Source organism: Caulobacter sp. NIBR1757, from assembly GCF_027912495.1.
GTDB lineage: Bacteria > Pseudomonadota > Alphaproteobacteria > Caulobacterales > Caulobacteraceae > Caulobacter.
Map to the genome: position 1 here is coordinate 550,698 of NZ_CP115463.1, position 25,857 is coordinate 576,554.

Consider the following 25,857-nt stretch of genomic DNA (forward strand, 5'->3'; position numbering starts at 1 on the left):
GCCGACGGCACGGATCGAGCTTTAGTTCTCGATCCGGGGCCGTCCATGATCCGCCATCGTCTTCTCGCCGGCGCCGCCGCGGCCCCCCTGCTGCTGCTCGCCCCCCAGGCGCTGGCCGAAACCACCATCAGCACCGAACGCACCACCCCGGTCAGAACCTCGACCGCCAGCAGCACGGGCGCGGCCGACGACGTGCTGATCGACGAGGACGGCTCCATCGTCCTGACCGTCCCCGGCCCGGCCATCACCGTCGACAGCAACAACACCGTCACCAATGAGGGCACGGTCGAGATCGAGGCGATCGACGGGGCCATCGGCATCCAGGTCAACGGCGGGGTGACCACCACCGTCGCCAACGACGGCGTCATCCTCATCGAGGACGGCTTCGACGAGACCGACGACGATCTCGACACCGACGACGACGGCGACCTCGACGGCGACTTCGCGACCGGCACGGGACGCTACGGCATCCGGATCAGCGGCTCGGGAACGGTCACCGGCGACATCTCCAACAGCGGCTCGATCACCGTCGAGGGCAACGACAGCTACGGCATCAGCCTGGAAACGGCGCTGGACGGCAATCTGGTCGCGAACGGCGCGATCGCCGTGACCGGCGACAACGCCCTGGGCCTCAACATCGCCGCCCCGGTCAGCGGCCGGGTGGAGGCGGGCGGCAGCATCACCGTCCAGGGCGAGGGGGCGGTCGGCATCGACGTGGCGGCCGACATCGGGGCGCTGCACCTGCAGGGCGGCGTCACCGCGACGGGCTACCGCTACACCAGCCGCAGCACCGACGAGGACGCCCTGGCGGCGCTGGACGCCGACGACCTCCTGCAGGGCGGCTCGGCGGTGCGGGTCTCGGCCAATGTCGCCGGCGGCATCCTGCTCGACAGCGCGCCGTCGGCCGACGCCGATTTCGACAACGACGGCCTGCAGGACAGCTACGACGACGATGACGACAACGACGGCATCCTCGACGACGACGACACCGACAATAACAACGACGGCATCACCGACGACGACTACGACGACGACGGCAAGGCCAACTCCAGCGACGATGACGACGACAACGACGGCATCGACGACGACGATGACGACGACGACAACGGCGACGGCATCCTCGACGACGACCTCGACCAGGACGGCCGCTCCGACAGCCTGGAGGGCACGGCCTCGCTCACCAGCTACGGCGCCGCCCCGGCCCTGGCGATCGGCTCGGACAGCCAGACGGTGACCATCGGCAAGGTCGGAACCGGCGACGAGGGCTATGGCCTGATCATTCGCGGCTCCCTCTACGCCGACGGGGTCTATGACGGGATCGAAGCCACGGCCCTGAAGATCGGCGGCGACGCCGGCCAGGCGACCCTGATCGAGGGCGGGCTTCGGCAGGATAGTTCGATCACCGCCTACAGCTACGCCGCCGACGTCCAGGCCGTTCACCTCACCGCCGGCGCGGCCCTCGACACCTTCTTCAACAACGGGGCCATCTATGCCGGCCAGACCTCGGCCTCCTCGGCCCTGGCCGACGAGCTGTCGTTCAATGCCATCGCCGTGCGCATCGACGCCGGCGCCTCCCTGCCGAGCTTCATGAATACCGGCAGCCTGTTTGCTTATGTGGCCGGCGAGACCAGCAACGCCACGGCCCTGCTCGACACCTCGGGCACGCTGACCAGCCTGACCAACAGCGGCTCGATCACCGCCTACATCCTCGCCACCGACGACGAGAACGACACCGACGACGACAACGAGGACACCGACGACGAGACGATCCTCGGCCGGGCCGTGGCCATCGACCTGTCCGCCAACACCAGCGGCGTCACCATCCTGCAGCAGGCGGAAGCCAACGATCGGGATAGCGACGGCTTCATCGATTCGGTCGATGTCGATGACGACGGCGACGGCATTCTCGACACCGAGGACGATGACAACGACAACGACGACATCGTCGATTCCGAAGACGACGAGGACGCCTATGACACCGACGGGGACGGCCTGGTCGACAGCCAGGAGCCGCTGATCAGCGGCGACATCCTGCTGGGCTCGGGCGACGATTCCCTGACCATCCTCAACGGCGCCGTGGTCGGCGACATCAGCTTCGGGGCCGGCGCGGACAGCCTGACGGTCGGCTCGGTCGATGGTGAGGCCCAGGTCGTCGGCGGCCTCGACGACGCCGACGGCAGGCTCGACATCGCCGTGGTCAACGGTGGGCTGACGGTGACCAACGCCGAGACCATCGCCGCCACCAGCCTGTCGGTCAGCGCCGTGGGCGTTCTGACCGTCACCGCCGACCCGGCCACCGACAGCGTCACCCGCTTCGATGTCACCACCGCCACCCTCGAGCAGGGCGCGCAGCTGGGCCTGGAGCTGGACAGCCTGATCGGCGAGAGCGTCCGCTACACTGTCATCCAGACCGCCAGCGGGGGCCTCAGCGCCGGCGGCCTGATCACCAGCCTCGATGGCGTCTCCCCCTACCTCTATGTGGTCACCGCCGAGGCCGACGAGAGCGCGGGCGCGGTCTATCTGGACGTCCGCCGCCGCACGGCCGGCGAGATCGGCCTCAGCCAGAACCAGACCCTGGCCTACGACGCCATCTATGCCGCCCTGAGCCAGGACGAGGACATCGAGGCGGTCTTCCTCGCCGCCCAGGAGAAGGATGACTTCCTGCACCTGTACGAACAGATGCTGCCCGACCAGGGCGAGGGCCTGTTCTCGACTCTCGACCTGCTCAGCCGCACCACCGCCCGGCTGACCGCCACCCGGCCAACCACCGGCGGCGACATCTACGGCCCCGACAGCGTCTGGGTGCAGGAGATCAACACGGCCGTCGTCCGCGAGGCCGGCAACACGGCCGGATCGGAGACCAAGGCCTTCGGCTTCATCGCCGGCTACGAGAGCCTGGAGCCCGACGGCGGGGCGCTGGGCGCCACCCTGGCCTTCGTCGCCGCCGAGGAAAAGGACGACATCGCCCAGATCGGCGAGGAGACCAGCGTCTCCCTGCTCGAGGCCGGGGTCTACTGGCGCCGGCAGATGGGCGGGCTGTCGTTCAATCTGCGCGGCTCGGCCGGCTATGCCTGGCTGGACGGCGACCGGGTATTCATCGACCCGGATACCGCCCTGGTGGTCGAAGCCGACTCCAACTGGGGCGGCTATACCCTGGCGGCCACGGCCGGGGTCAACTACGAGGCCCGGTTCGGCCGCTACTACCTGCGCCCCTCGGCCAGTATCGACTATCTCAGCTTCAATGAGGGCGAGCGGGTCGAGGGCGGCGGCAGCGACGCCTTCGACCAGACCGTCCAGGCCCGCCGCTCCAGCCGCCTGTCGGCCGGCGGTGAACTGGCCTTCGGCGCCACCTACGGCCGCACCGTCTGGTGGCGGCCGGAGGTGCGGCTGGGCTACCGCCAGACCCTGGCGGGCGAAGTCGGCGACACCGTCTTCCGCTTCTCCGGCGGCCAGTGGGTCTCCCTGCCGGCCTCGGAGGCCGGCGAGGGGGCGGCGGTGATCGGCTTCTCCCTGAAGACCGGCTCGCCAAGTTCCTACATCGCCGTCGAGGCTGAGTACGAAGCGGCCGAGGACGAGGACCGCTACAATCTGATGCTGGCCGGCCGGGTGATCTTCTAGGGCGCCGGCGGACCTCCATTTCACCCTGAAACATGGTCCGCTTCTGGCAGCGGAAGCTTGTATCCGGGCAATTCCGGGTGCGGCGCAAATCTGCGTCCCCTCAAGAAGGAGACATCCATGTCCCTTTCGATCTCGGGAAGCTCAGGCTTCCTGCAGGCCCAGCAGGCGATGTTCGCCAAGCTGGACCTCAATACCGACGGCGCCCTCAACGCCGAGGAATTCTCCGCGATTGGGCAAAATATGCCGTCGCAAGGCGGCGCCCGGCAGTTGAAGGGCGGCGGCGGCAGCCAGGGTTTCAGTCCTGAAACACTGGGCGCCCTGCTTGGCGTCCAGCAGATGAGCCAGGCCGACCGGGCGGCGGAGATGTTCTCGACCGCCGACGCCGACGGTGACGGCAGCCTGACGGCCGAGGAGTTGTCGGCCGACATCGCCGCCCACGCCCCGCCCGGCGCGGACGGAACCGACAGCGCCTCCTTCGCCGCCGACCTCCTCTCCGCCGGCGATGCCGACGGCGACGGCGCTCTGTCGGCCGAGGAGTTCTCCGCTCTCAAGCCCCCGCAGGGTGGTCCGCCGCCCGGCGGCCCGCCGCCGACCAGCTCAACCGGCTCGACTGGCTCGACCGGCGCTTCGGAAGAGGAGACGACCTACGACGCCGCCGACACCAACAAGGACGGCTCGGTGTCGATGAGCGAACTGCTGGCCTCGCTGCAATCGAGCAGCGACGTCGCTTCCGGCTTCTCCAGCGAGGTCTCCGACATGATGGCCAAGCTGCTCGACCAGTTGAAGGCCGCGACGACGTCCTCGACCGAGGCGGTGACCGCCTGAGTCCATGCCCGGCAAAACGCCGGGCTCTCCTGAAAAAAGACGCCGTCCTCCCGGGTGGGGCCGGGAGGACGGCGGCCAGGATCATCGCTTGGCGGACCTGGTCAGGGGCATCAGGCGGGGCGACTGGGGGAGGGAAGCGCCGCCGCGCCGGAGCTGAGGCAACCTCGCCGCCTCGCGCGGCGCCGCCAAGGCAAGGGCATGACGGGGCGATTACAAAAGCGGCGCTGGCGCGGCTTTGGGACCCCATTCGCCTCCCGTTTCAGGCCCCATTTCGCCAATGTGTCGAACTTGAATTTCGATGGTCACAGTTCGCTGTCAGGGAGGCCTCATGCACGCCCTTGCCAAGGTTCCGGACCGCCGGATTCTCGTCGTCGATGACGACACCGAACTTCGCGACCAGATCATCGGATATCTGCGCGAGCACGGATACGAAGCCCGAGGGGCCCGCGACGGCATCGAGATGCAGCGCCTGCTCGACGCCGGGGTCGCCGAACTGGTCGTGCTCGATGTGATGATGCCCGGTGAGGACGGCCTCAGCCTCTGCAAGCGGCTGTCGGCCGAGGGGCGGCGCGGCATCATCATGCTCAGCGCCATGGGCGAGGAGGTCGATCGCGTGCTGGGCCTCGAGCTCGGGGCCGACGACTACCTGGCCAAGCCCTGCAGCCCGCGTGAGCTGCTGGCCCGGGTCCGGGCCGTCTTCCGCCGGCTGGAGGAGACCGCCGCCGTCCCCCGCTCACGCGGCGCCGTCTACCGCTTCGCCGAGTTCCAGCTCGATACCGGCCGCCGCCGTCTGCGCTCGCCGACCGGCACGACCATCCTGCTGACCTCCGGCGAGTACGCCCTGCTGCAGGCCTTCCTGGAACGGCCCCAATCCATCCTCTCCCGCGACCGCCTGCTGGACGTGGCCCGGGGCGACCACAGTGACGTCTTCGACCGCGCCGTCGATGTGCAGATCTGCCGCCTGCGCCGCAAGCTGCACACCTTCGCCGAGGGTGAGCTGATCAAGACCATCCGAGGCGTCGGCTATGTGCTCGACGTGCCCGTTTCGCGCGCGTGAAGCGGCTGGCCCGTATCCCGATCGGCGTCCAGCTGGTCGCCCTGCTGGTCGCCGGCCTGCTGGTCGCCCAGGCCATCAACATCCTGGTGCTGTTCGCCCTGCCGCCGCCCGAGCCGGTGCTCTACCGCCTGTCCGAGGTGGCGGCGGCCCTGAAGGGCGGCTCGCTGGAGGCGCGCGACGGCCGGCCGATGATCCGCGCCACGGCCCCCGCCCCGCCGACCCCCAAAACCACGCCCGACGGCATGGCCGCCCGCACCCAGACAATGCTGGCCGAAACCCTCGGCCGGCCCGCCAGCGATGTGCGGCTCTACCCGGCCAACGGGGCTCCCTTCTTCGGCATGATGAACCGCCGCCGCTTCGGCCCCGTCCGGGGCGAAGGCCCGCCGCGCGGCGAGGCGCGCTTCTCGGTCCGGGGCGGCCAGGGCTTTGGTCCCGGCGGCCCACCGTCCGGTGAGAGGCCGCAGGCGGGCGGCGGCTTCGATGGTCCCCGGCCCCGACCCGGCGACATGGCTGTGTTCGGCGATTTCACCGCCGCCGTGCGCAATCCGGCCGGCGGCTGGACCGTCGTGACCTCGCAGCCCGAACCCTTCCCCAACGACTGGCAACGGCGGGCCATGCTCTGGCTGCTGGGCTGTTTCCTGCTGGTCGCCCCGGCCGGCTATCTGTTCGCCCGCCGCATCACCGCGCCGCTGAAGCGATTCGGCGAGGCCGCCGACCGTCTGGGCCGCGATCCCATGGGTCCCGAGATGTCGCTGCGCGGCCCGGCCGAGCTGGGCAGCGCCGCCGAGGCCCTCAACCAGATGCAGTCGCGCCTGCGCCGCTTCATCTCCGACCGCACCGCCATGGTCGGGGCCATCTCGCACGACCTTCGCACCCCCCTGTCCCGCATCCGCTTCAAGCTGGAGGCGGCCAGCCCCGAGTTGAAAATATCCATCCTCTCCGACATCGGCCAGATGGAGCAGATGATCGAGGGCGTGCTGGCCTTCATCCGCGACGAGACCCTGCCCCGGCGGCGCGAACGGCTCGACCTCCTCTCGTTGGTCGAGTGCGTGGTCGATGACGCGGCCCTCGTCGGGGCCGATGTCGAGGTGGCGGAGGACAGCGAGGCGGTCATCGTCGAGGGCGACCCCTCCGGCCTGACGCGGCTGTTCAGCAACCTGGTCGACAACGCCATCAAGTATGGCGGCACGGCCCGGATCCGGGTCGGCCGCGAGGGCGACATGGCCGTGGTCCATATCGACGACACCGGGCCGGGCCTGCGCGGCGAGGACCTGCTGCGGGCCTTCGATCCCTTCTACCGGGCCGACAGCTCGCGCAATCTCGACCAGGGCGGGGTGGGTCTGGGCCTGCCCATCGCCCGCGCCACCGCCCGCGGCCACGGCGGCGAGGTCGTGCTGCGGCCCCAGGCCGTGGGCCTGCGGGCTATCGTCACCCTGCCGATCGCCCCCGCCTAGGTCTGCAGCGAGGCCAAGGTCAGCTTGACCTCCGCCTCCAGCCAGTCCCGGAAGCGGCGGATCTTCGGCGAGCGGCGGCGGTGCTCGGGATAGACCAGCCAGAAGGCCTGGCCGAGGGTCGAGGTCTGGGGAAACAGCTGGGTCAGGCGACCGTCGGCCATGTCCTGACGCCACAGGAAGGGGGTCAGGATGGCGATGCCCTGGCCGGCCATGGCCGCGTGACCCTCATTGGCCTGAGTATCGAGATGCACCCCTGACAGCGGCCTGGCCACCGCGGCGGACAGTCCGGCCTCATGCAGCCACTGGGTCCAGGAGGGCTCGGCCGGACTGATCAGGGGGAGGGACGGCAGGTCTTCCAGGGCGATGGTCCCGCCGTGGGCGGCGAGGAAGCCCGGGCTGCACATGGGGGTGAAATCGACGGTGACCAGCCGGTGGGTGGCCAGTTCCGGCCAGTTTCCGTCGCCCAGGCGGATGGCGACATCGATGTCTCCGGCCGCGAAATCGGTGAGGTGGTTGTCGGCGCTGAGGCGCACGGCGATGTCGGGATGGCTGACCTGGAACCGGCCCAGCCGCCAGGCCAGCCAGGTGTTGGCGAAGGTCACCGTGGTGGAGATGGTCAGGGCCCCGTCGTCCTCGGCCCGCAGTTCGGCGAAGGCCGCCTCGATCTCGTCGAGGCCCCGGCCGGCGCGCAGGGCGGCGCGGCGGCCGGCCTCGGTCAGGATCACCCGCTGGCGCTCGCGGCGGAACAGCTTCTGGCCGAGGCGATCCTCCAGCACGCGGATCTGATGGCTGACGGCGGCCTGGGTCATGCCCAGCTCGCCGGCGGCGGCGGTGAAATTCTCATGCCGGGCGGCGGCCTCGAAGACCCGCACGGCGCTCAACGGCGGTAGTCTGCGCATCGAAGATAATTAGTCCTGCTTATGAAGTCTGTCGATCCTTTGGTTGGCGAACGGGCGGACGAAAGGGCATCTGGGGGTCAAGAAAGGAGTCCATCATGACCAAAGCTACTCAATCGCAACGCACCTCCACGGCCCACACGGGCCTGGTCGGGCTGCTGTCGAACCTCGCCACCGTCCTGCGGGCCACGTCGGAAGCCTCCGTGAGGATCGCTTATGACAAGCCCTGGCTGCGGGACAGCCGCGCCTGACCGCTAAACGCCTCTGGCCTTCCGTGACGCCAAGCTGCGCAAGCTTGCGTCAAAATGGCCGGAGGACCGCCCGTGAACATCGACTGGAGCGCCGAGGATCTCGCTTTCCGCGACGAGGTCCGGGCCTTTATCGCCGCCGAACTGACGCCCGAACTGCGCCGGGCGGGCAATAGCCTGACCAGCGTCTATGCCGACTACGCCGTGGGTATGGGCTGGCAGAAAATCCTCCACGCCAAGGGCTGGGCGGCCCCCGCCTGGCCCGAGGAATTCGGCGGCCGGGGCTGGTCGGTCAGCCAGCGCTACATCTTCGCCACCGAGATGGCGGCGGCCGGCGCGCCGCCGGTGTCGCCGATGGGCATCGGCATGTGCGGGCCGGTGCTGATCGGCCATGGCACGCCGGAGCAGCAGGCGTATTTCCTGCCCCGGATGCTGAACGGCGACGACTTCTGGTGCCAGGGCTATTCGGAGCCGCAGTCGGGCTCGGACCTGGCCACCCTGCAGATGAGCGCGGTGGAAGACGGCGGCGACTTCGTCTGCACCGGCCACAAGCTGTGGACCACCCATGCCCACGAGGCCAACTGGATCTTCTGCCTGGTGCGGACCTCCAGGGAGGAGATCCCGCAGAAGGGCATCACCTTCCTGTTGATCGACATGACCAGCCCCGGGGTCGAGGTGACGCCGATCGTCTCGCTGTCGGGGGAGCATATCCAGAACCATGTCTTCTTCACCGATGTGCGTGTGCCGAAGGCCAACGCGGTGGGGCCGGTCGGCCAAGGCTGGACGGTGGCCAAGTACCTGATGCAGTTCGAGCGCGGCGGCGGGGTCGCCAGCCCCGGCATGCGGGCCCGGATCGCCAAGGCGGCCTCTATCCTCGAGGCCCAGTTCCCGGACCGCGACGATGCGGAGGGCGTCTCGTTGCGCAGCCAGCTGGCCGAGGCGGCGGTGCAGGTCGATGCGCTGGCGGCCATCGAGCTGCGGGTGATGTCGGCCCTGTCGGTGGGTGGGGCGCCGGGCCCCGAGTCCTCCATTCTCAAGACGGTCGGCACCGAACTCAGCCAGCGGCTGACCGAGATCGCCCTGGCGGCCGCCGGGTCCTACGCGGGGGTCTACCAGCCGCACATGGTCTCGCCGGGCGGGCCGTCGCCGGGCTTTGTCCCGCCGCCGCAGCGGGATGGCGTCGGCCCCGACTACAGCTGGACGGTGGCGGCCAAGTATCTCAACGACCGGGCCGGTTCGATCTACGCCGGGACCAACGAGATCCAGCGCAACATCATGGCCAAGGCGGTGCTCGGCCTTTGAGCCCTAGCCCCATCGAAGCGCTGGTCAGTATAGCAGGTCTTGGGCGATGGACAGAGACTTAAGTTATTGAAAAGGCGACTGTTTGCATGGGTGGTGCGTGCGGGATCAAGGCGGGATCGCGTGGGGGTGGAGCCGGGGTTGTGTGGGGGTGATGACGGGATTTCGGCGGGGGGAAGAGGGGTTGAACTGAACGGCCGTTCGCTGCTGGAGCGGCCTTTCAATGGGGCCGCGTTTTCGCCGGATGAATATGTCTAGACATAATCCCGGGGGTGCAGGCCGGCGGTCTGGCGGAGGGCTTCGAAGAGGCCGATGCCGGCGCTGACCGAGAGGTTCATCGAGCGGGCGCCGGGGCGGATGGGAATGACCACCCGGGCGTCGGCGGCGGCGTGGACGCCGTGGGGGGCGCCGGAGGTTTCGCTGCCGAACAGCAGGGTGTCGCCGGCCTCGAAGGTGAAGGCGTCGAGCGGCGTGGCGCCCCTGGTGGTGAAGAGGATGAGGCGGCCAGGGCCCCGGGCGGCCTGGAAGGCGTCCCAGTCGGCATGGCGGGTCATGTGGCTCAGCGGGCCGTAGTCGAGGGCGGCGCGCTTCATCGAGCGGTCGTCGAAGCTGAAGCCGACCGGCTCGATAATGTGCAGCGGCGTGTCGAAACAGGCCGACAGGCGGATGCAGGCCCCGACGTTCTGCGGGATCTGCGGATTGAACAGGGCCAGGTGCATGGCCCTGTATAGCCGCGTCGCGTCCGCCCCGTCAGCCCGGTCGGGCGGCTAGTCCCGCGCCCAGCGCACCTCGCCGACCATGGCGGTCAGGCGCCGGTATTCGCCGGCGGTGATGCAGCGGGGGGTGTCCCAACCCTTGCTGTCGGCAGCCTCCTTGGCCGAGACGAAGATGACCTGGCCATGCTCGCGCTTGAACGCCCGGCGCGAGGCCTCGTCGCGCGCGCAGACATAGAGTTCGCGACCGGCGCGGGGTTTCAGGTCGGCCTGGGTGACCGCGCTCGCCGGCATGGCTTCGGCGCCTCCGGACAGCATGGCGATGACAGCAGTTAGAACAAGCATGGCGCCCTCCTTTTGCGCCCGGCTCGGACGGCCGGGTTGAAGGGAATGCTACGCCATTGCGACGATTTGTGAAGGTTATTTGTCAGCCTGTGGATAACTTTCGGGGCCGGATTTTGCCCGGCGGCCCGGGCCGGCGGGCGACCTGAATGCGGCCGGACCGTTTCAAGACTGTCACAAAGCCTTGGCCGCACCGTCACGTTCCGTCGCTATTCGCCATCTCCGGGCAGGCGGGGCCCAATCCTCATAGCGGGACCAGGCGGTCCCGCGTCCCCGCGTGCAGACGAACGCTTGTCACGTGGAGATCAGGATGTCCGGGCTCAAGAAATTCTTGTCGGTGATGGCGGCGGCGAGCGCCAGCCTTGTGCTGGCCAGCTGCGGCGGCGCCGATGGCGTGGCCTCGCCGGGTGAAGGCGACTTCGGCGGCGGCGGCGGCGGCACGGGCGGCGGCGGCGGCGGTGGCGGCACCGGCGGCGCGGCTGCCGACTGCCCGACCGGCTTCGCCAACGTCGGCACGGTCAACGCCGCGGTCGGCGGCACCCTGCGCATCTGCCAGCTGCCCGCCCTGATCACCGGCAACCTGGTCGTTCCGCTGCGCACCGGCACCATCTACTCGGTCAGCGGCCGGGTCGACGTCGGCCAGGATCGCGGCGGCAACGCCGCCTCGCCGATCGCCGGCGCCACGCAAGGCATCCTGACGGTCGAGCCGGGCGTGCGCATCTTCGGCTCCGCCGGCCTCGACTACATCGTCGTCAACCGCGGCTCGCAGATCTTCGCCCAGGGCACCTCCACCGCCCCGATCGTCTTCACCAGCCGCCAGAGCGTCGAAGGCACGACCGGCGTCGACAGCATCGGCCAATGGGGCGGCCTGGTCATCCTCGGCCGCGCCAACATCTCCAACTGCCCGGCCCTGGTCGCCTACGGCAGCCCCAACTGTGAAGCCCAGGTCGAAGGCACCAACGCCCTCTACGGCGGCTCCAACAACTCCGACAACTCTGGCGTCCTGCAGTATGTGCGCGTCATGCACTCGGGCTTCCAGATCCTGCCCGGCAACGAGCTGAACGGCATCACCCTGGCCGGCGTCGGCAGCGGCACCACCGTCGATCACGTCCAGGTCCACAACAGCTCGGACGACGGCATCGAATGGTTCGGCGGCAACGTGAACGCCAAGTACCTGGTCCTGACCGGCAACGACGACGACAGCCTGGACACCGACCAGGGCTTCAGCGGCGCCCTGCAGTACGTGCTGGTCGTGCAGCGCACCAACGGCGGCGACCGCGTCATCGAGAGCTCGATGGCCTCGCTCGCCACCGGCAACCCGCGCACCAGCGTCAAGCTGTCGAACTTCACCTTCGTGGCCCGCGACAGCGGCAGCGACGCCATCGTCCTGAACACCGGCACCGACTACAACCTCTACAACGGCGTGGTCACCCGCGCCGGCACGACCGGCGCCTGCCTCGACGTCGATGACGCCGCCACCACGGCCACCTTCCGCTCGGTGTTCTTCAGCTGCACCACCAGCTTCCGCCTGGACGGCAACCAGGAAGCCAACACCTCCGGCTTCTTCGGCTCGGGCACGAACAACAACCTGGCCGGCGGGACCTCGACCCTGACGGGGACCTTCATCAACGGCGCCAACGAGAACGGCGTCACGGTGACCAACCCCACCCCGCTCAGCGCCTTCCTGGCCACCCCGGCCAACATCGGCGCCGTCCGCAACTCGACCGACACCTGGTACTCGGGCTGGACCTGCGGCCTGCCGGGCGCAACCGCCTGCTGATGCGACGGGCGGCGGGTCCCTCCGGGCCCGCCGCCCCCTCGCTACCGACGTCGCTCCGCGGTCACCCAATCAAGGCACATCTCATGTCGAAGCTACATCTGACCCTCACCGGTCTTCTGCTGGCCACCACGGCGCTCACCGCGCCTGGCCTCGCCGCCGCGCAGGACGCGCCGGCCCCGGCCGAGGACCAGGTCGAGGAAATCGTCGTCCTCGGGAAGAACATCCCCGAGCCGATGCGGGAGACCAGCGAGGTCGCGACCTTCCTGCAGCCCGAAGACCTCAAGCGCCAGGGCGACGACAACGCCGCCGAGGCGCTGACCCGTCTGACCGGCCTGTCGCTGGTCAGCGGCAAGTTCGTCTACGTCCGCGGTCTGGGCGAGCGCTACAGCTCGGCCCTGCTCAACGGCTCGCCCCTGCCTTCGCCCGAACCGCTGCAGCGGGTCGTGCCGCTGGACCTGTTCCCGGCCAGCATCCTGGGCGGCACCGTCGTCCAGAAGACCTACTCGCCCAACTACCCGGGCGAATTCGGCGGTGGCGTCATCGACCTGCAGACCGTCAGCACCCCCGACGAGCCCTTCTTCAGCATCGGCATGAGCACGGGCGGCAACACCGAGACCACCTTCCAGGACGGGATCACCTATTACGGCTCCGACACCGACTGGCTGGGCTATGACGACGGCACCCGCGACACCCCGCGCATCCTGCAGCGGATCGCGCCGGACCGCCTGCGGGTCAGCGAGGCCAACTACACCGACGCCCAGCTGCAGCAGATCGGCCGCAGCTTCGTCAACGCGCCGCTGAACCTGATCCAGAAGAACAACTCCATCCTGCCGAACTTCGGCCTCGACGTCTCGGCCGGTCGCTCGTTCGACCTGGGCGACGCCGGCTTCGTCGGCGTGGTCGGGGTGCTGGGCTTCAAGAACGGCTGGAAGAGCCGCGACGGGATCCAGCAGGAAGGCCTGGTGCAGGCGGGCGTGATCAGCGTCAACACCGACTACAACTTCCGTTCGACCGAGAACAACGCCGTGGTCAACGGCCTGTTCGGCCTGTCCTGGGAGTCGGCCGACAGCGCCCATCAGGTGAAGTGGACCAACCTCTACATCCACTCGACCCTGAAGGAAGCCCGCATCCGCGAGGGCTACGACAGCAACGCCCCGGGCCAGGGCCTGGTGCGGGACGACTACACCGAGTGGTTCGAGCGCAGCCTGATCAACACCCAGCTGGCCGGCAAGTCCGAGCTGGGCGACTTCACGGTCAACTGGCGCGGCGCCTTCGCCAAGACCTCGCGCAACAGCCCCTATGAAAAGGGCATCCGCTACTTCTGGGTCGACGCCGACAACGACGGCGTCCAGGACGCCAACGAGCCCTACCGTCACGACGGCTCCTCGGTGCAGAACTACACCCGCTTCGGCGAGGTTGAAGACTCCGTCGCCAGCTTCGGCGTCGACGGCGCCTACGCCCTGTCGATCTCCGACACCCGCGAGATCATTGTCAGCGGCGGCGTCGCCTGGATGGACAACAACCGCCATGCCAGCCAGCGCGAGTTCCGCCTGCTGGCCCTGAACAATTCCATTCCGATCGATGTCCAGAACAGCCGGGTCGACTTCCTGCTGTCGGACTACAACATCGGGCCGCTGTTGTTCATGCTGCGTGAAACCACGGGCGCCGACGGCGCCTCGGCCTACAAGGCGGCGCTGGAAACGCGCGCGGCCTGGTTCCAGGTCGATGCCGAAGTCCTGCCGCTGGTCCGCGTCGCGGTCGGGGCCCGCTATGAGGAAGCCGAGCAGGGCGTCAACCCGATCGACATCTTCTCGGGCCCGCTGCCCAGCGCCCCGAAGCTGGAGAACGAGTACTGGCTGCCGACCGCCACGGTGACCTGGAACTTCTACGAGGACATGCAGCTGCGCTTTGGTCTGTCCAAGACCATCGCCCGCCCGCAGTTCCGCGAACTGGCGCCGCAGACCTACCTCGATCCGGACACCGACCGCCTCTACATCGGCAACCCCTACCTGGTGGATTCCGAGCTGATCAACGTCGACGCCCGCTATGAGTGGTACTTCGACAAGGGCCAGTCGTTCACCTTCGGCGTCTTCTACAAGGACATCGACAAGCCGGTCGAAACCATCGTCAACGAAGGCGGCTCGAGCCTGCAGACCACCTTCCTGAACGCGCCGGCCGCCGTCCTGTACGGGGCCGAGATCGATGCGAAGGTCTACTTCGACATGCCGATCGACGCCCAGTGGTTCAGCGACAAGCGCTGGCTGATCGCGGCCAACTACACCTGGACCAGCTCCGAGGTGAAGGTCGGCTCGGGCGACGTCGTCTACCCGCTGTCGGGCCTGGGCGCGCCGCGTCCCGCCACCGACTACGTCACCGACGGCGACACCCTGCAGGGTCAGTCGGATCACCTGGCCAACCTGCAGTTCGGCTGGGAAGACGACAACGCCAAGTCCCAGGCGACCGTGCTGGTCACCTACGTCAGTGAACGGATCGCCGCCCGCGGCCGCACCGGCTTCCCGGACCTGGTCCAGGGCGAAAGCGTCAACCTCGACTTCACCTACCGCAAGGGGTTCGAGGTGATGGGCAAGGAGATGGAGTTCGGCTTCGAGGCCCGTAACCTGCTCGGCGAAGACTCCGAGGAATTCCAGGAACTTGGCGGCGGCCGCGTCGACACCAACACCTACGACCTCGGCCGCAGCTTCTCGTTCAGCATCTCGGCCAAGTTCTAGGCCCGACCTTTGTCGCGTAGGCAGGCGCTCCCTACCCTCCGGGTGGGGAGCGTTTGTCATTCAGTCGTCATGAAAGTATCACTTACCTGCGGCACGCCGCGTCTAACCCGACGCGTCGCTGTCGTATCGGGGAAGAATTTCAAGTGGTGGTTTGGCAACGCCTATTGCCGGGCGGCTTCACGACCGTTTCGGCCCGTGCGGTCGTCGAGGCGATGCTCGTGCTGCTGCTCGCCACCCAGGCCGCCCGCCTGGTCTGGGCCGTCGCCGCCCCGGGCGCGCCGCCGCCGGCCAGCGCCAGGGCGCAGATGGCCGACCTGTCGATCCTGACCCGCTTCAATCCCTTCCTCGGCCTCGACACGCCGACCGGCGGCCAGGCGTCCGGCCAGGCCATGCGGCTGTACGGCGTCCGCGCCGGCCTCGACGGCCGGGGCTCGGCCATCATCGGCACGGCCGATGGCAAGCAGGCCTCCTACCTGGTCGGCGAGACGGTGGCGCCGGGCGTCACCCTGCAGGCCGTGCACGACAATCACGTGGTCCTGGCGCGCGGCGCCGCCACCACCCGGCTGACCTTCCCCGATGGCCCCCAATGATGTTTCAAAGTAAGGACGCCACGCGCTTGAGGAACACCATCCGGACCCTCGCCCTGGCGGCCGCCTTCGGCGCCACGGCCCTCGCGCCCGCCGCGCCCGCCCTGGCCCAGACCCAGGTGCTCAACGTCCAGGACGCCGACATCCGCGCCTTCATCCAGGACGTCGCCCGCAGCACCGGCCGGACCTTCATCATCGACCCCCGCGTCAAGGGCACGGTCAGCGTCGCCAGCGACGGGCCGCTGAGCAAGGGCGAGCTGTTCGAGGTGTTTCTCGCCACCCTGCGCTCGAATGGCTTCATCGCCATCCCGACGGGTCCGAGCAGCTATCGCATCGAGCCGGCCGAGAACGCCGCCCGCGGCCCCTCCGCCGGCCGCAGCGGTTTCGTCACCGAGGTCTTCCGCCTGCGCACCATCGACGCGGCCGGCGCCGCCGAGATGATCAAGCCGCTGGTCGGGCCGCAGGGCGTGGTCACCGCCAATCCGCGGGGCAACACCGTGGTCGTCGCCGACTACGCCGACAACATGCGCCGCATCCGCGGGCTGATCGGCCAGATCGATCAGGACCGGGCCCAGGTGAAGACCATCACCCTGCAGTACAGCAGCGCCAGCGAGATCGCCCGGGTGCTGGGCGACCTGACCAGCGCGCCCGGCGCCGAAGGCAAGTCGGCCCGTGGCGCGGTCACCATCGTGGCGGTCGCGAGCAGCAACTCCATCATGCTGCGCGGCGATTCCGAGGCCATCGCCCGGCTGATCCCGATCATCACCGACCTCGACCGCCGGGCCCAATCGAGCGCCGATATCCAGGTCGTCTTCCTCAAGCACGCCAACGCCGAAGAGATGCTGCCGGTGCTGCAGCAACTGGTCGGCCAGCAGCCGACCACGTCGGGGACCGCCAGCGGCGGCAAGAGCACGGTCGAGGCGGCGCCCGCCACCGCCGCGACGGCGGGCTCCCAGCGCGCCAACCTGGCCCGCTATCCGGGCGCCAACGCCCTGATCATCAGCGCCGATCCCGAGACCCAGCGCATGCTGGCCGAGGTCATCCGCCAGCTCGACGTGCGCCGCGAACAGGTGCTGGTCGAGGCCATCGTCGTCGAGGTCTCCGACGGCACGGCCCAGCGACTGGGGGTCCAGACCATCCTCGGCAGCGAGAACGGCAATGTGCCGTTCGCCACCACCAACTATTCCAACACCGGCCCCAACATCCTGGCCCTGACCGGGGCCATCGTCGGCCAGAACAACCTGCCCGAGGACAGCGACCTGCTGGCCCAGCTGCAGGAGGCCGCGGTCAGCTCGCTGCTCAACACCAACGGCATGCTCGGGGCGGTCACCGGCACGCTGAGCGGCGACACGATGTTCGGCTTCATCATCAACGCCGTGCGGGAGGACAACTCCTCCAAGCTGCTGTCGACGCCCCACATCCTGACCCTCGACAACCGCGAGGCCTCGATCCTGGTCGGCCAGGAAATCCCCATCACCACCGGCGAGGCGCTGGGCGACGCCAACTCCAACCCGTTCCGGACCATCCAGCGCCAGGACGTCGGCATCAAGCTGACCGTCACGCCGCAGATCAACGCCGGCGGCGGCATCACCCTGCACCTGCGCCAGGAGGTGTCGGCCATCGCCGGCACGGTGACGACCAACAATCCCGAGCTGATCCTCAACAAGCGCGTGGTCGAGACCACCGCCGTCATCGGCGATGGCGAGATCGTCGTGCTTGGCGGCCTGCTGCAGCAGGACGAGACCATCAGCCTGGAGCGCACCCCGCTGATCAGCGACGTGCCGCTGCTGGGCGAGCTGTTCAAGAGCCGGGCCCGCGAGGGCAAGCGCACCAACCTGATGATCTTCCTGCGGCCCCGCATCATCCGCAACGACGCGGACGCCCGGGCCGTCACCGGGCCGCGCTACGAGTTCATGCGCCAGCAGCCCGCCCTGACCGGCAAGGACGGCGTCAACGCGCTCGACACGGTGGTCATCGACCAGCTGGGCGCGACGCCGCCCAACGTCCCGCCGCCGCCGCCGGTCCAGGCGCCCGTGCCGCCCAAATGACCGTGCTGGCCGATCCCACCCTGTCCTACGGCTTCGCCAAGCGGGCCGGCGTTCTGCTGCTGTCGCTGGGCGAGACGGCCCGCGTCGGCCTGCGCGAGGGATCGGACCCGGCCGCCCTGGTCGAGGCCCGCCGGGTCCTGGGCCGGCCGCTCTCCATCGAGACCCTGTCCGGCGCCGCCTTCGACCGCCAGTTCTCGGAAGTCTACGCCGGCGAGGGCCTGGCGGCCTCCAGCGCCGACAGCGTCGAGATGGCGGGGGGCCTGGACTCGCTGCTCGACGACATCCCGGCGACGGCCGACCTGCTGGATCCGCAGGACGAGGCGCCGGTCATCCGCCTGATCAACGGCCTGATCGCCGAGGCCGCGCGGCTGGGCGCCTCCGACATCCACATCGAGCCCTTCGAGCGGACGGTCACCGTCCGCTTCCGCATCGACGGCGTGCTCCGGGAGGTGCTCAGCCTGCCCCAGCGCATCGGTCCGCTGCTGGTCTCGCGCATCAAGGTCATGGCCCGCCTCGACATCGCCGAGAAGCGCCTGCCGCAGGACGGCCGCATCTCCCTGGCGCTGGGCGGCAAGGCGCTGGACGTCCGCGTCTCGACGCTCCCGGCCCGGGTCGGCGAGCGGGTGGTGCTGCGCATCCTCGACAAGGACCAGGCCGGCCTGCAACTGCGGGAACTGGGCATGCCGCCGGCCCTGCTCCGCGTCTTCGAAAGCGCGGTGCGCGAGCCGCACGGCATCATCCTGGTCACCGGCCCCACGGGCTCGGGCAAGACGACGACCCTGTATGCGGGCCTGGCCCTGCTCAACGACGCCAGCCGCAATATCCTGACCATCGAGGACCCGGTCGAGTACGCCATGCACGGCGTCGGCCAGACCCAGGTCAACACCCGGGTCGGCATGACCTTCGCCGCCGGCCTGCGGGCTATCCTGCGCCAGGATCCGGACGTGGTCATGGTCGGCGAGATCCGCGACAGCGAGACCGCCCAGGTCGCCGTCCAGGCCGCCCTGACCGGCCACCTGGTGCTGTCCACCGTCCACACCAACGACGCGGCCGGCGCGGTGACCCGCCTGCGCGACATGGGGGTGGAGCCCTTCCTGCTGGCCTCCACCCTGCGCACGGTCCTGGCCCAGCGGCTGGTGCGGCGGCTCTGCGAAACCTGCCGTGAGCCGCATCCGGCAGGGCCCGTCGCCGCCCGCCGGCTGGGCGTCGGCGAGGATGCGACCCTGTTCCGCGCCAAGGGCTGCCCGGCCTGCAATCACACCGGCTACCAGGGCCGGGTCGGGGTCTACGAGGCCATCCGGATCGACGACCATGTGCGCGGCCTGATCGCCGCCGGCGCCGATGAGCAGGCGCTCAGCGCCGGGCTCTCCGAAACCGGCGACCTCGCCGCCGCCGCCCGTGAGCTGGTGCTGGCCGGCGTCACGACCCTGGAGGAGATGCTGCGCGTCACCCGCCAGGACGCCGAGCCCAGAGTGGGAGCCGAGGGCCATGGCGGCGTTTGAGTATCTGGCGCTCGACACCCGGGGGACGGCCCGCAACGGCGTCGTCAGCGCCCCGGACGAGACAGCCGCGCGCGCCATCCTGGAAAAGCGCCGCCTCGCCCCCGTCCGCCTGATCGCCGCCAACGACAGCGGTCCGGCCCTTGGCCTGTTTCGCGAGAAGCTGTCGCCCCGGGACCTGTCGCTGATCACCCGCCAGCTCTCGACCCTGGTCTCGGTCAGCCCCCTCGAGGAGGCGCTGCGGGCCATCGCCCAGAACAGCGAGCAGCCCAAGGTCCGCGCCATCCTCGGCGAGGTCCATTCGGGCATCACCGAAGGCTTCCGCCTGTCGGAAGCCATGGGCCGGCGGCCGGCCAGCTTCCCGCCCCTGTACCGGGCGATGGTTTCGGCCGGCGAGTCCTCCGGCTCGCTTCCGACCATCCTCGACCGCCTCGCCGACCTGCTGGAGCAGGAACAGGCGGTGCGCGCCCGGCTGACGACGGCCCTGGTCTATCCGATCGCCCTGGCCGCCACCGCCGTCCTGGTGGTCATCGCCCTGCTGACCTTCGTCATCCCCAAGGTGGTCGACCAGTTCGACAGCATGGGCCAGACCCTGCCGTTGCTGACCCGCCTGATCATCGGCCTCTCCAACGCCATGCGAGACTTTGGCTGGGTCGGGCTGATCGTCCTGGCGCTGGCCGGACTGGCCTTCGCCCAGGGGATGCGGAACCCGGCCTTCCGGCTGGCCGTGGACGGCGTCCTGCTGCGGCTGCCCCTGCTCGGCCGGCTGCAGCGCGAGGCCAACGCCGCCCGCCTGGCCCGCACCCTGTCGACCATGCTGGCCAGCGGCCTGCCGATCCTCGAGGGCCTGACCCTGACCGCCCGCACGGTCGGCAACAGCGTGCTGCGCCGCGCCACCGAGGACATGACCGTCTCGATCCGCGAGGGCGGCGGCCTGTCGGCGGCCCTGCGCAAGGCCGGGGTGTTCCCGCCGGTGCTGCTCTACATGGCCGCCAGCGGCGAGGCGTCGGGGCAGCTGGAAATGATGCTGTCGCGCGCCGCCGACTATCTGGAACGCGAGTTCAACACCTTCACCAGCGCCGCGCTCAGCCTGCTGGAGCCGGCGATCATCATCGTCATGGGCGTGGTGGTCGCCACCATCGTCCTGTCCATCCTGCTGCCCATCCTGCAGATCAACACCCTGGCCATCGGTTAGAACCATGTCGCACGAGCCCGAAGACAAACGCCCCCGCCGCGCCGGCTTCACCCTGGTGGAGATGATGGTGGTGGTCGTCATCCTCGGCCTGCTGGCCACGGTGGTGATCATCAACGTCCTGCCGGCCCAGGGCCGGGCCATGAAGGAGAAGGCCCGCGCCGACATCGCCACCCTGGAGCAGGCGGTGGAGAGCTATCGCCTCGACACCTTCGCCTTCCCGCGCGGCGAGGCGGGCCTGCAGGCCCTGACCACGCCCCCGAGCGGCGTCGCGGCCAGCCGCTATCGCGAGGGCGGCTACATCAAGCGGCTGCCGGACGATCCCTGGGGTCATCCCTATCAGTACCGCTACCCGGGCCAGCATGGTCCGTTCGACATCTACAGCTACGGCGCCGATGGTCAGGAGGGCGGCGAAGGCGATGACGCGGACATTGGCAACTGGAAATAGCCCCAAGAGGCGTTTGGCCCGGCCCGGCTTCACCCTCGTCGAGCTGATGGTGGTGCTGGCGGTGCTGGGGCTGATGGCGACGGTGGTGGTCGTGGCCATTCCCGATGGCGCGATGACGCTCGCCGCCGAGGGCGACCGCTTCGCCGCCCGGCTGAAGCGGGCGCAGGAGGAGGCCGTGCTGGTGAACCGGCCGGTGGAGGTGGCGTTGAGCGACGACGGCTACGCGTTCCGGGTCCGTAAGGCGGGCGGCTGGCGGCCGCTCGACGAGGGTCCCTTCGAGCCCGAAACCTGGCTGCCCGGCACCGCCGTCATGGCCGACAAGGACGTCCGCCGGGTGACCTTCGATCCGACCGGCGTCGCCAATCCGGCCGGCTTCACCCTCCGCCGCAACGGCAAGGCCGTCGAGGTGCTGGTCGATGCGGCCGGCAATGTGAGGGTCGATGCGCGATAGGGCCGGATTCACCCTCATCGAGCTCTTGGTGGCGCTGACGGTGTTCAGCCTGGCCGCCATGGCGCTGATCAACCTGTCGGGCGAGAACACCCGCGCCGCCGGCCGGATCGAGACCAAGGCCCTGGCCGCCGTGGTCGCCGAGAACCGCGCCGTCGAGGCGCTGACCAGCGATCGGCCGCCGCCCCTCGGCGTCGCCAACGGCGTCGAGCAGGCGGGAATGCGGACCTGGCGATGGAGCCGCAAGGTCGCCGCCACCGGCGACCCGGATATCCTGCGCATCGACATCGTGGTGCTCGACCCCGCGACCCCGCGCCCGGCCAGCGTGCTGACCGTGTTCCGGAGCGTGCGATGAGGCGCGGTGGCTTCACCCTGATCGAGATGCTGGTGGCGTTGCTGGTCTTCGGCCTGCTGGCCGCCGCCGGGGCGGCGGTGATGGGCTCCACCCTGACCAGCCAGGCCGTGGTCAAGAGCCGGGTCGAGCGCTTCGCCGACTTCCAGCGCCTGCGCGCCACCCTGCGGGCCGACCTCGCCCAGGCCGCCCCGCGCCGCACGCGCGACACAGGCGGGACTCCGGCCGGCGTCGCCTTCATCGGCGGCGATCCCTGGGGCGGGGCCGGCGAGCGACTGTTCGTTGTCGTGCGCCGGGGCTGGGAAAACCCCGACCAGGCGCCGCGGCCCTCCCTGCAGTATGTCGAGTACCGCCTGTCCGATGGCCGCCTGGAGCGTCGGGTCCGCGCCGCCCTCGACGGGACGCCGCTGGGTCCCGCCCAGGTGCTGATCGACGGGGTCGAGACCAGCCAGGTGGCCTTCCTGCATCGCGGCGTCTGGCAGGCGTCGTGGAAGGGCCAGTCGGGGGTCGAGCTGCCGCGCGCGGTGCGCCTCGACCTGACGGTCGAGGGCCTGGGCCCGATCACCCAGCTGTTCCTGACCACGGGGGACAGCCGATGATCTGTCCTCCGGTCAAGACTGTGGGCAAGCCGCATGAGCGGGGCGTCGCCCTGCTCACCGTCCTGTTGATGGTGGCGGTGATGTCGGCCATCGCCGTCGGCGTGCTGGACGATATCCGCTTCGGCCTGCGGCGCACCTTCAATGCCGCAACGGCGACGCAGGGGCAGTATTTCGCCCTGGGGGCCGAGGAACTGGCCCGGGCCCGGATCAGCCGGCTGCTGGAGCGGGACGCTGTCCGCACCTCGCTGGAGGGCGGCTGGAACGGCCGGCCCATCGTCTTCCCGATCGAGAACGGCCAGATCCTGGCCCGGGTCAGCGACGCCACCGGCTGCTTCAATCTCAATAGCCTGGTGCTGGCCGGCGGCGGCGAGCCCTTCGTGCGCCGCGAGCAGGGCGTGCGCCAGTTCACCGCCCTGCTGACGGCCCTGAACCAGCCCCAACCCGAGGGGCTGGCCGACGGCCTGGCCGAGTGGATGGACAGCAACAGCGTCGGCGCCCCGGGCACGGAGGACGACGGCTATCTGAAGGGGGCCAATCCCTATCGCACCGCCTCGGCGCCGCTGGCCGAGGTCAGCGAGCTGCGGGCCGTGCATGGCTTCACCCCGGCCGTCTATGCCGCCATCCGGCCCTATGTCTGCGCCTTGCCGACGACCGACCTGTCGCCAGTCAACATCAATACGCTGGGTGTGGAGCGCGCCGTGGTCCTGACCGCCCTGACCGAGGGCGGCGTTTCCGTCACCGCCGCGCGCTCGGTGCTGGCCCAGCGCCCGGCCGGCGGGTTCGCCGATCTCGCCGCCTTCTGGTCCAACCCCGCCTTCGCCCAGCTGCCAGCCGACGCCGGCGTGCGCAGCCAGGTCGATCTGCGCTCCCGCTTCTTCGCCCTCGACGCCGAGGTCACCTTCGCCGGCGGCGATGTCACCCTCAGTTCCCTGTTCGAAGCCCCTTCGCCCGGCGGCGTCCGCCTGGTCGCCCGCCGCTGGACCCACGACGAATGAACCGCCTGATCATCCTGTTCGCCGATCCCGACCGTCCGCCGGAAGTCCTGGAGTCCCAGGATGGCGAGGTGCTGCGTTATGAGGTCCTCCGCCAGGGCGAGGCCGAGGCCTGGGCGCCGGCCCGCACCATCCTGGTCGTTCCCGGCGCCGATGTCGCCGCCCGCTGGCTGGACCTGCCCGCCGCCAGCGACGCCCAGGCGCGCTCGGCCGCCGGGTTCATGCTGGAAGAGGCCCTGGCCGCCGCGCCGGAACGTCAGCACATCGCCGTCGGGCCCCGTGGGGACGGACCCCGGCTGACCGCCGTGGTCGACGCCCCGCGCCTGCAGGGCTGGCTGGACCGGGCCGCCGCGCTGGGGGTGACGCCGGACGTGGTCACCCCCGACCATCTGATCCTGCCCCCGGCGGACGACAGGCTGGTCGGCGTCCGCTTCGGCCAGCTGTTGTCGGTGCGCGGTCATGACCTGGCCCTTTCCGGCGAGCCGGAGCTGCTGGCGGCCGTGCTGGGCGAGCGGACGCCGACGCCGGCCAACCCGCTGGAATCCGCCGCCCTGCTGGCCCGCGGCGCCGAAGCCCCGGCCATCAACCTGCTGCAGGGCGCCTTCGCGCCGGGCGGCGAACGGACCGAGAGCGGCGGCTGGAAGCGCGCCATCGTCCTCGCGGCGCTGTTGCTGATCTCGCCGCTGCTGATCGCCGGCGCCCAGATCGCCCGCAACACCGGCGCGGCGCTGGGGCTGGAAGACCGCGCCGATCGCCGGGCCGTGGCCATGGTCCCCTCCCTGCGCGGGACGAGCGACCCCGCCGGCCAGGCCCTGGCCCGGCTGGAGGCCCGCCACGCCGCCGACCGCTTCCTCGACCTGACGGCGGCGACCTTCCAGGTGGTCCAGGCCAGCGGCCCGGTGCGCATGGAAACCCTGGTCTACGGCGAGGACGGCGCCCTGCGGATCAGCGTCGCCTACGCCAACTACTCCGACCTCGACACCCTGAAGGCCGCCGCCGCCCAGGCCGGCCTCGACCTGGTCGAGGATTCCACCGTCACCGAAGGCGGCCGCATCAGCACCGACCTCATCGTCAGGAGCCCCCGATGATCGACCGCCTGCGCCTCGCCTGGCAGGCCCGGTCCCGCCGCGAGCAGATCATGCTGGCGGCAATGGGCCTGGCGCTGCTGATCGTCTTCGGCTGGTTCGCCGTGCTGGCGCCCCTGAACGGCGCGGTGAAGGGCTCGGAGGTTCGCCTGCGCAAGGCCGGCGACCGTTTCGCCCAGCTTGACGCCGCCGCCCGAAGCGGTGGCCTTCCCGTGACATCGGGCCAACCGTTGTCGGCGGTGGTCGACGCCTCGGCCGCCGCCGCCGGACTGACCATCGACCGCCGGCGCGAGGAGGCCGATGGCCGCCTGACCGTCTGGCTGAACGGCGCCGATCCGGGGCTGCTTATGACCTGGCTGACCGGCCTGGCCCGCGCCCAGGGCGTCGCGGTCAGCGACATGACGGCCTCCCGCATCGACGGGGGCCTGCTGGAGGTCCAGGTCACCCTGGGGCGGGCCGCGTCATGAGGACCCCGCGGCTGCTGATTCTGTTCGTCGCGGCGTTCCTGCTGGCCATGATCGCCTTCGCGCCGTTGTCGCTGGCGCTCGGCGCCGCCAAAGGCCGGCTCACGGCCGATAGGGTCGAGGGGACGCTGTGGGCGGGCCGCCTGACCGGGGCGCGACTGGCGGGCCTGCCGCTCGGAACCGTGAAGACCCGCACCCAGATCCTGCCTCTGCTGACCGGCGCGGTCCGGCTGCGGGCCGAAGCGCGAGGCGGCGCCTTCGCCGGCCAGGGGCTGCTGCTGGCGGCGGGCTCGCGCACCGGCGCCGATGAGGTTTCCGGCCTGCTGGCGCTGGACCGCCTGGGGTTCGCCGGGCCGGTGAGCGGCGCCCTGAAGCTGGACAAGGCGGCGGCGGTGTTCCAGCGCGGCCAGTGCCGCCAGGCGGCCGGCAAGGCCACGGCGCAGCTGGGCGGAACCGGGCTGCTTGCCCAGCCGGTCACCCTGGCCGGCGCGCCGGTGTGCAGCGCCGGGCGCTGGGTCCTGCCGATGGCCGGCGAGGCCCAGGGTCTGCGCATCGAGGCCCGGATCAGCCTGGACGGCGACGGCGCCTGGCGTTCGGAGCTTATCCTCATTCCCACAGACCCCGCGATGGGGCAGGCTCTGGCCGCCGCCGGCTTCACCCAGGACGGCGACCGCTGGCGCCGCGCCACCGAGGGACGCCCATGATCCGCCTGATAACGCTCGCCGCCGTGGCCCTGACCGCCACCACCGCTCTCGCCGCGCCCAAGACCCAGAAGGCGCCCGCCCCCAACGACGGCGGCGTGCCGTTCGGCGAACTGGCTCAGCAGCAGCTGGCTCCCGGCCAGTGCGCCCTGTTCCTGTGGGCCAATACCAGCCCGGCCCGGCGCATCCTGATGGCCACCCAGAACCCGGCCTCGGCCCGGGTGGTGATGAAGGGCAAGACCCTCGACCTCCCGCTCACCGCCTGGGACGGCGAACAGGTCATGGGCCTGTACCAGGAACAGACCTTCAGCGGCGACGGCCTGACCGTCACCGTCCGTTTCCGCGCCGAGGCGCCGCGCGGCCTGGTCGGCGGCGTGGTCGCCCGGGACGGATCGGTGGAGTTGAAGGATGCCACCGGCTGGGAAACCGTGGTCCCCGCAGCGGGGATGATCGCCTGCCAGCCTGGCTAGGCCGGTCAGGC

General features: G+C 70.2%; 24 protein-coding genes. 21 read left to right on the forward strand and 3 right to left on the reverse strand.

Annotated features, from left to right (window positions below):
- The first annotated feature begins 45 nt into the window (after positions 1-45).
- The 4 genes from O5I81_RS02655 to O5I81_RS02670 all read left to right on the forward strand — a co-directional run bounded on the left by O5I81_RS02655 (position 46) and on the right by O5I81_RS02670 (position 6,954).
- Positions 46-3,618 (forward strand): autotransporter outer membrane beta-barrel domain-containing protein, encoded by a 3,573-nt coding sequence (locus O5I81_RS02655; protein WP_271067393.1) that lies wholly within the window; start codon positions 46-48, stop codon positions 3,616-3,618.
- 117 nt (positions 3,619-3,735) lie between these two features.
- Entirely contained in the window at positions 3,736-4,443 is a 708-nt protein-coding gene (locus O5I81_RS02660; protein ID WP_271067394.1) for an EF-hand domain-containing protein, read from the forward strand.
- A 328-nt stretch (positions 4,444-4,771) separates the two neighbouring features.
- Entirely contained in the window at positions 4,772-5,500 is a 729-nt protein-coding gene (locus tag O5I81_RS02665) for a response regulator (RefSeq protein ID WP_271067395.1), read from the forward strand.
- Complete coding sequence (locus tag O5I81_RS02670; protein ID WP_271067396.1) at positions 5,497-6,954, forward strand: ATP-binding protein; 1,458 nt, start codon at positions 5,497-5,499, stop codon at positions 6,952-6,954. Before O5I81_RS02665 ends, O5I81_RS02670 begins: the two co-directional genes overlap by 4 nt.
- Here the strand turns inward: O5I81_RS02670 and gcvA are convergent.
- The gene (gcvA, locus tag O5I81_RS02675) at positions 6,951-7,853 is read right to left on the reverse strand and encodes a transcriptional regulator GcvA (protein WP_271067397.1); all 903 of its coding nucleotides are present in this window, start codon (positions 7,851-7,853) and stop codon (positions 6,951-6,953) included. The two genes, O5I81_RS02670 and gcvA, sit on opposite strands and share 4 nt — an antisense overlap.
- Before the next feature lie 95 nt (positions 7,854-7,948).
- Here gcvA and O5I81_RS02680 point away from each other — a divergent pair, with 95 nt between their 5' ends.
- Together O5I81_RS02680 and O5I81_RS02685 are read left to right on the forward strand one after the other, a co-directional pair.
- Entirely contained in the window at positions 7,949-8,101 is a 153-nt protein-coding gene (locus tag O5I81_RS02680) for a hypothetical protein (protein ID WP_271067398.1), read from the forward strand.
- 72 nt (positions 8,102-8,173) lie between these two features.
- Positions 8,174-9,400 carry an acyl-CoA dehydrogenase family protein gene (locus O5I81_RS02685; RefSeq protein WP_271067399.1) on the forward strand — a complete coding sequence of 409 codons (1,227 nt, stop codon included), beginning with the start codon at positions 8,174-8,176 and terminating at the stop codon, positions 9,398-9,400.
- A 251-nt stretch (positions 9,401-9,651) separates the two neighbouring features.
- Here the strand turns inward: O5I81_RS02685 and O5I81_RS02690 are convergent, their stop codons facing one another.
- Both O5I81_RS02690 and O5I81_RS02695 read right to left on the reverse strand, forming a co-directional pair.
- Positions 9,652-10,116 (reverse strand): tRNA (cytidine(34)-2'-O)-methyltransferase, encoded by a 465-nt coding sequence (locus O5I81_RS02690; RefSeq protein ID WP_271067400.1) that lies wholly within the window; start codon positions 10,114-10,116, stop codon positions 9,652-9,654.
- A 48-nt stretch (positions 10,117-10,164) separates the two neighbouring features.
- The gene (locus O5I81_RS02695) at positions 10,165-10,455 is read right to left on the reverse strand and encodes a hypothetical protein (RefSeq protein ID WP_271067401.1); all 291 of its coding nucleotides are present in this window, start codon (positions 10,453-10,455) and stop codon (positions 10,165-10,167) included.
- 307 nt (positions 10,456-10,762) lie between these two features.
- Between O5I81_RS02695 and O5I81_RS02700 the strand changes: the two genes are divergently transcribed.
- From O5I81_RS02700 to O5I81_RS02770, 15 genes are all read left to right on the forward strand, one after another.
- On the forward strand, positions 10,763-12,232 hold the full coding sequence (locus tag O5I81_RS02700) for a hypothetical protein (RefSeq protein ID WP_271067402.1): 1,470 nt from the start codon (positions 10,763-10,765) through the stop codon (positions 12,230-12,232).
- Positions 12,233-12,315: 83 nt separating this feature from the next.
- Positions 12,316-14,961, forward strand: a complete 2,646-nt coding sequence (locus tag O5I81_RS02705) for a TonB-dependent receptor plug domain-containing protein (RefSeq protein ID WP_271067403.1) — start codon at positions 12,316-12,318, stop codon at positions 14,959-14,961.
- 146 nt (positions 14,962-15,107) lie between these two features.
- On the forward strand, positions 15,108-15,551 hold the full coding sequence (locus O5I81_RS02710) for a type II secretion system protein N (protein WP_271067404.1): 444 nt from the start codon (positions 15,108-15,110) through the stop codon (positions 15,549-15,551).
- 26 nt (positions 15,552-15,577) lie between these two features.
- Positions 15,578-17,596 carry a type II secretion system secretin GspD gene (gene gspD / locus O5I81_RS02715; protein WP_271067405.1) on the forward strand — a complete coding sequence of 673 codons (2,019 nt, stop codon included), beginning with the start codon at positions 15,578-15,580 and terminating at the stop codon, positions 17,594-17,596.
- Positions 17,593-19,098 (forward strand): type II secretion system ATPase GspE, encoded by a 1,506-nt coding sequence (gene gspE, locus O5I81_RS02720; protein WP_271067406.1) that lies wholly within the window; start codon positions 17,593-17,595, stop codon positions 19,096-19,098. Before gspD ends, gspE begins: the two co-directional genes overlap by 4 nt.
- Positions 19,085-20,290: a type II secretion system inner membrane protein GspF gene (gene gspF / locus O5I81_RS02725; protein WP_271067407.1), complete on the forward strand. Its 1,206-nt coding sequence runs from the start codon at positions 19,085-19,087 to the stop codon at positions 20,288-20,290. The genes gspE and gspF overlap by 14 nt, the downstream gene beginning before the upstream one ends.
- Positions 20,291-20,294: 4 nt before the next feature.
- On the forward strand, positions 20,295-20,735 hold the full coding sequence (gspG, locus tag O5I81_RS02730) for a type II secretion system major pseudopilin GspG (RefSeq protein ID WP_271067408.1): 441 nt from the start codon (positions 20,295-20,297) through the stop codon (positions 20,733-20,735).
- Between the two features lie 13 nt (positions 20,736-20,748).
- A complete protein-coding gene (locus O5I81_RS02735) occupies positions 20,749-21,186 on the forward strand; it encodes a GspH/FimT family pseudopilin (protein WP_271067409.1) in 438 nt (145 codons plus the stop codon).
- The gene (gene gspI, locus O5I81_RS02740) at positions 21,176-21,538 is read left to right on the forward strand and encodes a type II secretion system minor pseudopilin GspI (RefSeq protein WP_271067410.1); all 363 of its coding nucleotides are present in this window, start codon (positions 21,176-21,178) and stop codon (positions 21,536-21,538) included. Before O5I81_RS02735 ends, gspI begins: the two co-directional genes overlap by 11 nt.
- The gene (gene gspJ, locus O5I81_RS02745) at positions 21,535-22,134 is read left to right on the forward strand and encodes a type II secretion system minor pseudopilin GspJ (protein WP_271067411.1); all 600 of its coding nucleotides are present in this window, start codon (positions 21,535-21,537) and stop codon (positions 22,132-22,134) included. Before gspI ends, gspJ begins: the two co-directional genes overlap by 4 nt.
- Complete coding sequence (gspK, locus tag O5I81_RS02750; RefSeq protein WP_271067412.1) at positions 22,131-23,129, forward strand: type II secretion system minor pseudopilin GspK; 999 nt, start codon at positions 22,131-22,133, stop codon at positions 23,127-23,129. The genes gspJ and gspK overlap by 4 nt, the downstream gene beginning before the upstream one ends.
- Complete coding sequence (gspL, locus tag O5I81_RS02755; protein WP_271067413.1) at positions 23,126-24,214, forward strand: type II secretion system protein GspL; 1,089 nt, start codon at positions 23,126-23,128, stop codon at positions 24,212-24,214. Before gspK ends, gspL begins: the two co-directional genes overlap by 4 nt.
- Positions 24,211-24,678, forward strand: coding sequence for a type II secretion system protein GspM (gspM, locus tag O5I81_RS02760; protein ID WP_271067414.1), 468 nt, complete (start codon positions 24,211-24,213; stop codon positions 24,676-24,678). Before gspL ends, gspM begins: the two co-directional genes overlap by 4 nt.
- Complete coding sequence (gene gspN, locus O5I81_RS02765) at positions 24,675-25,379, forward strand: type II secretion system protein N (protein WP_271067415.1); 705 nt, start codon at positions 24,675-24,677, stop codon at positions 25,377-25,379. The genes gspM and gspN overlap by 4 nt, the downstream gene beginning before the upstream one ends.
- A complete protein-coding gene (locus O5I81_RS02770) occupies positions 25,376-25,846 on the forward strand; it encodes a hypothetical protein (RefSeq protein WP_271067416.1) in 471 nt (156 codons plus the stop codon). The genes gspN and O5I81_RS02770 overlap by 4 nt, the downstream gene beginning before the upstream one ends.
- The last annotated feature ends 11 nt before the right edge of the window (positions 25,847-25,857 follow it).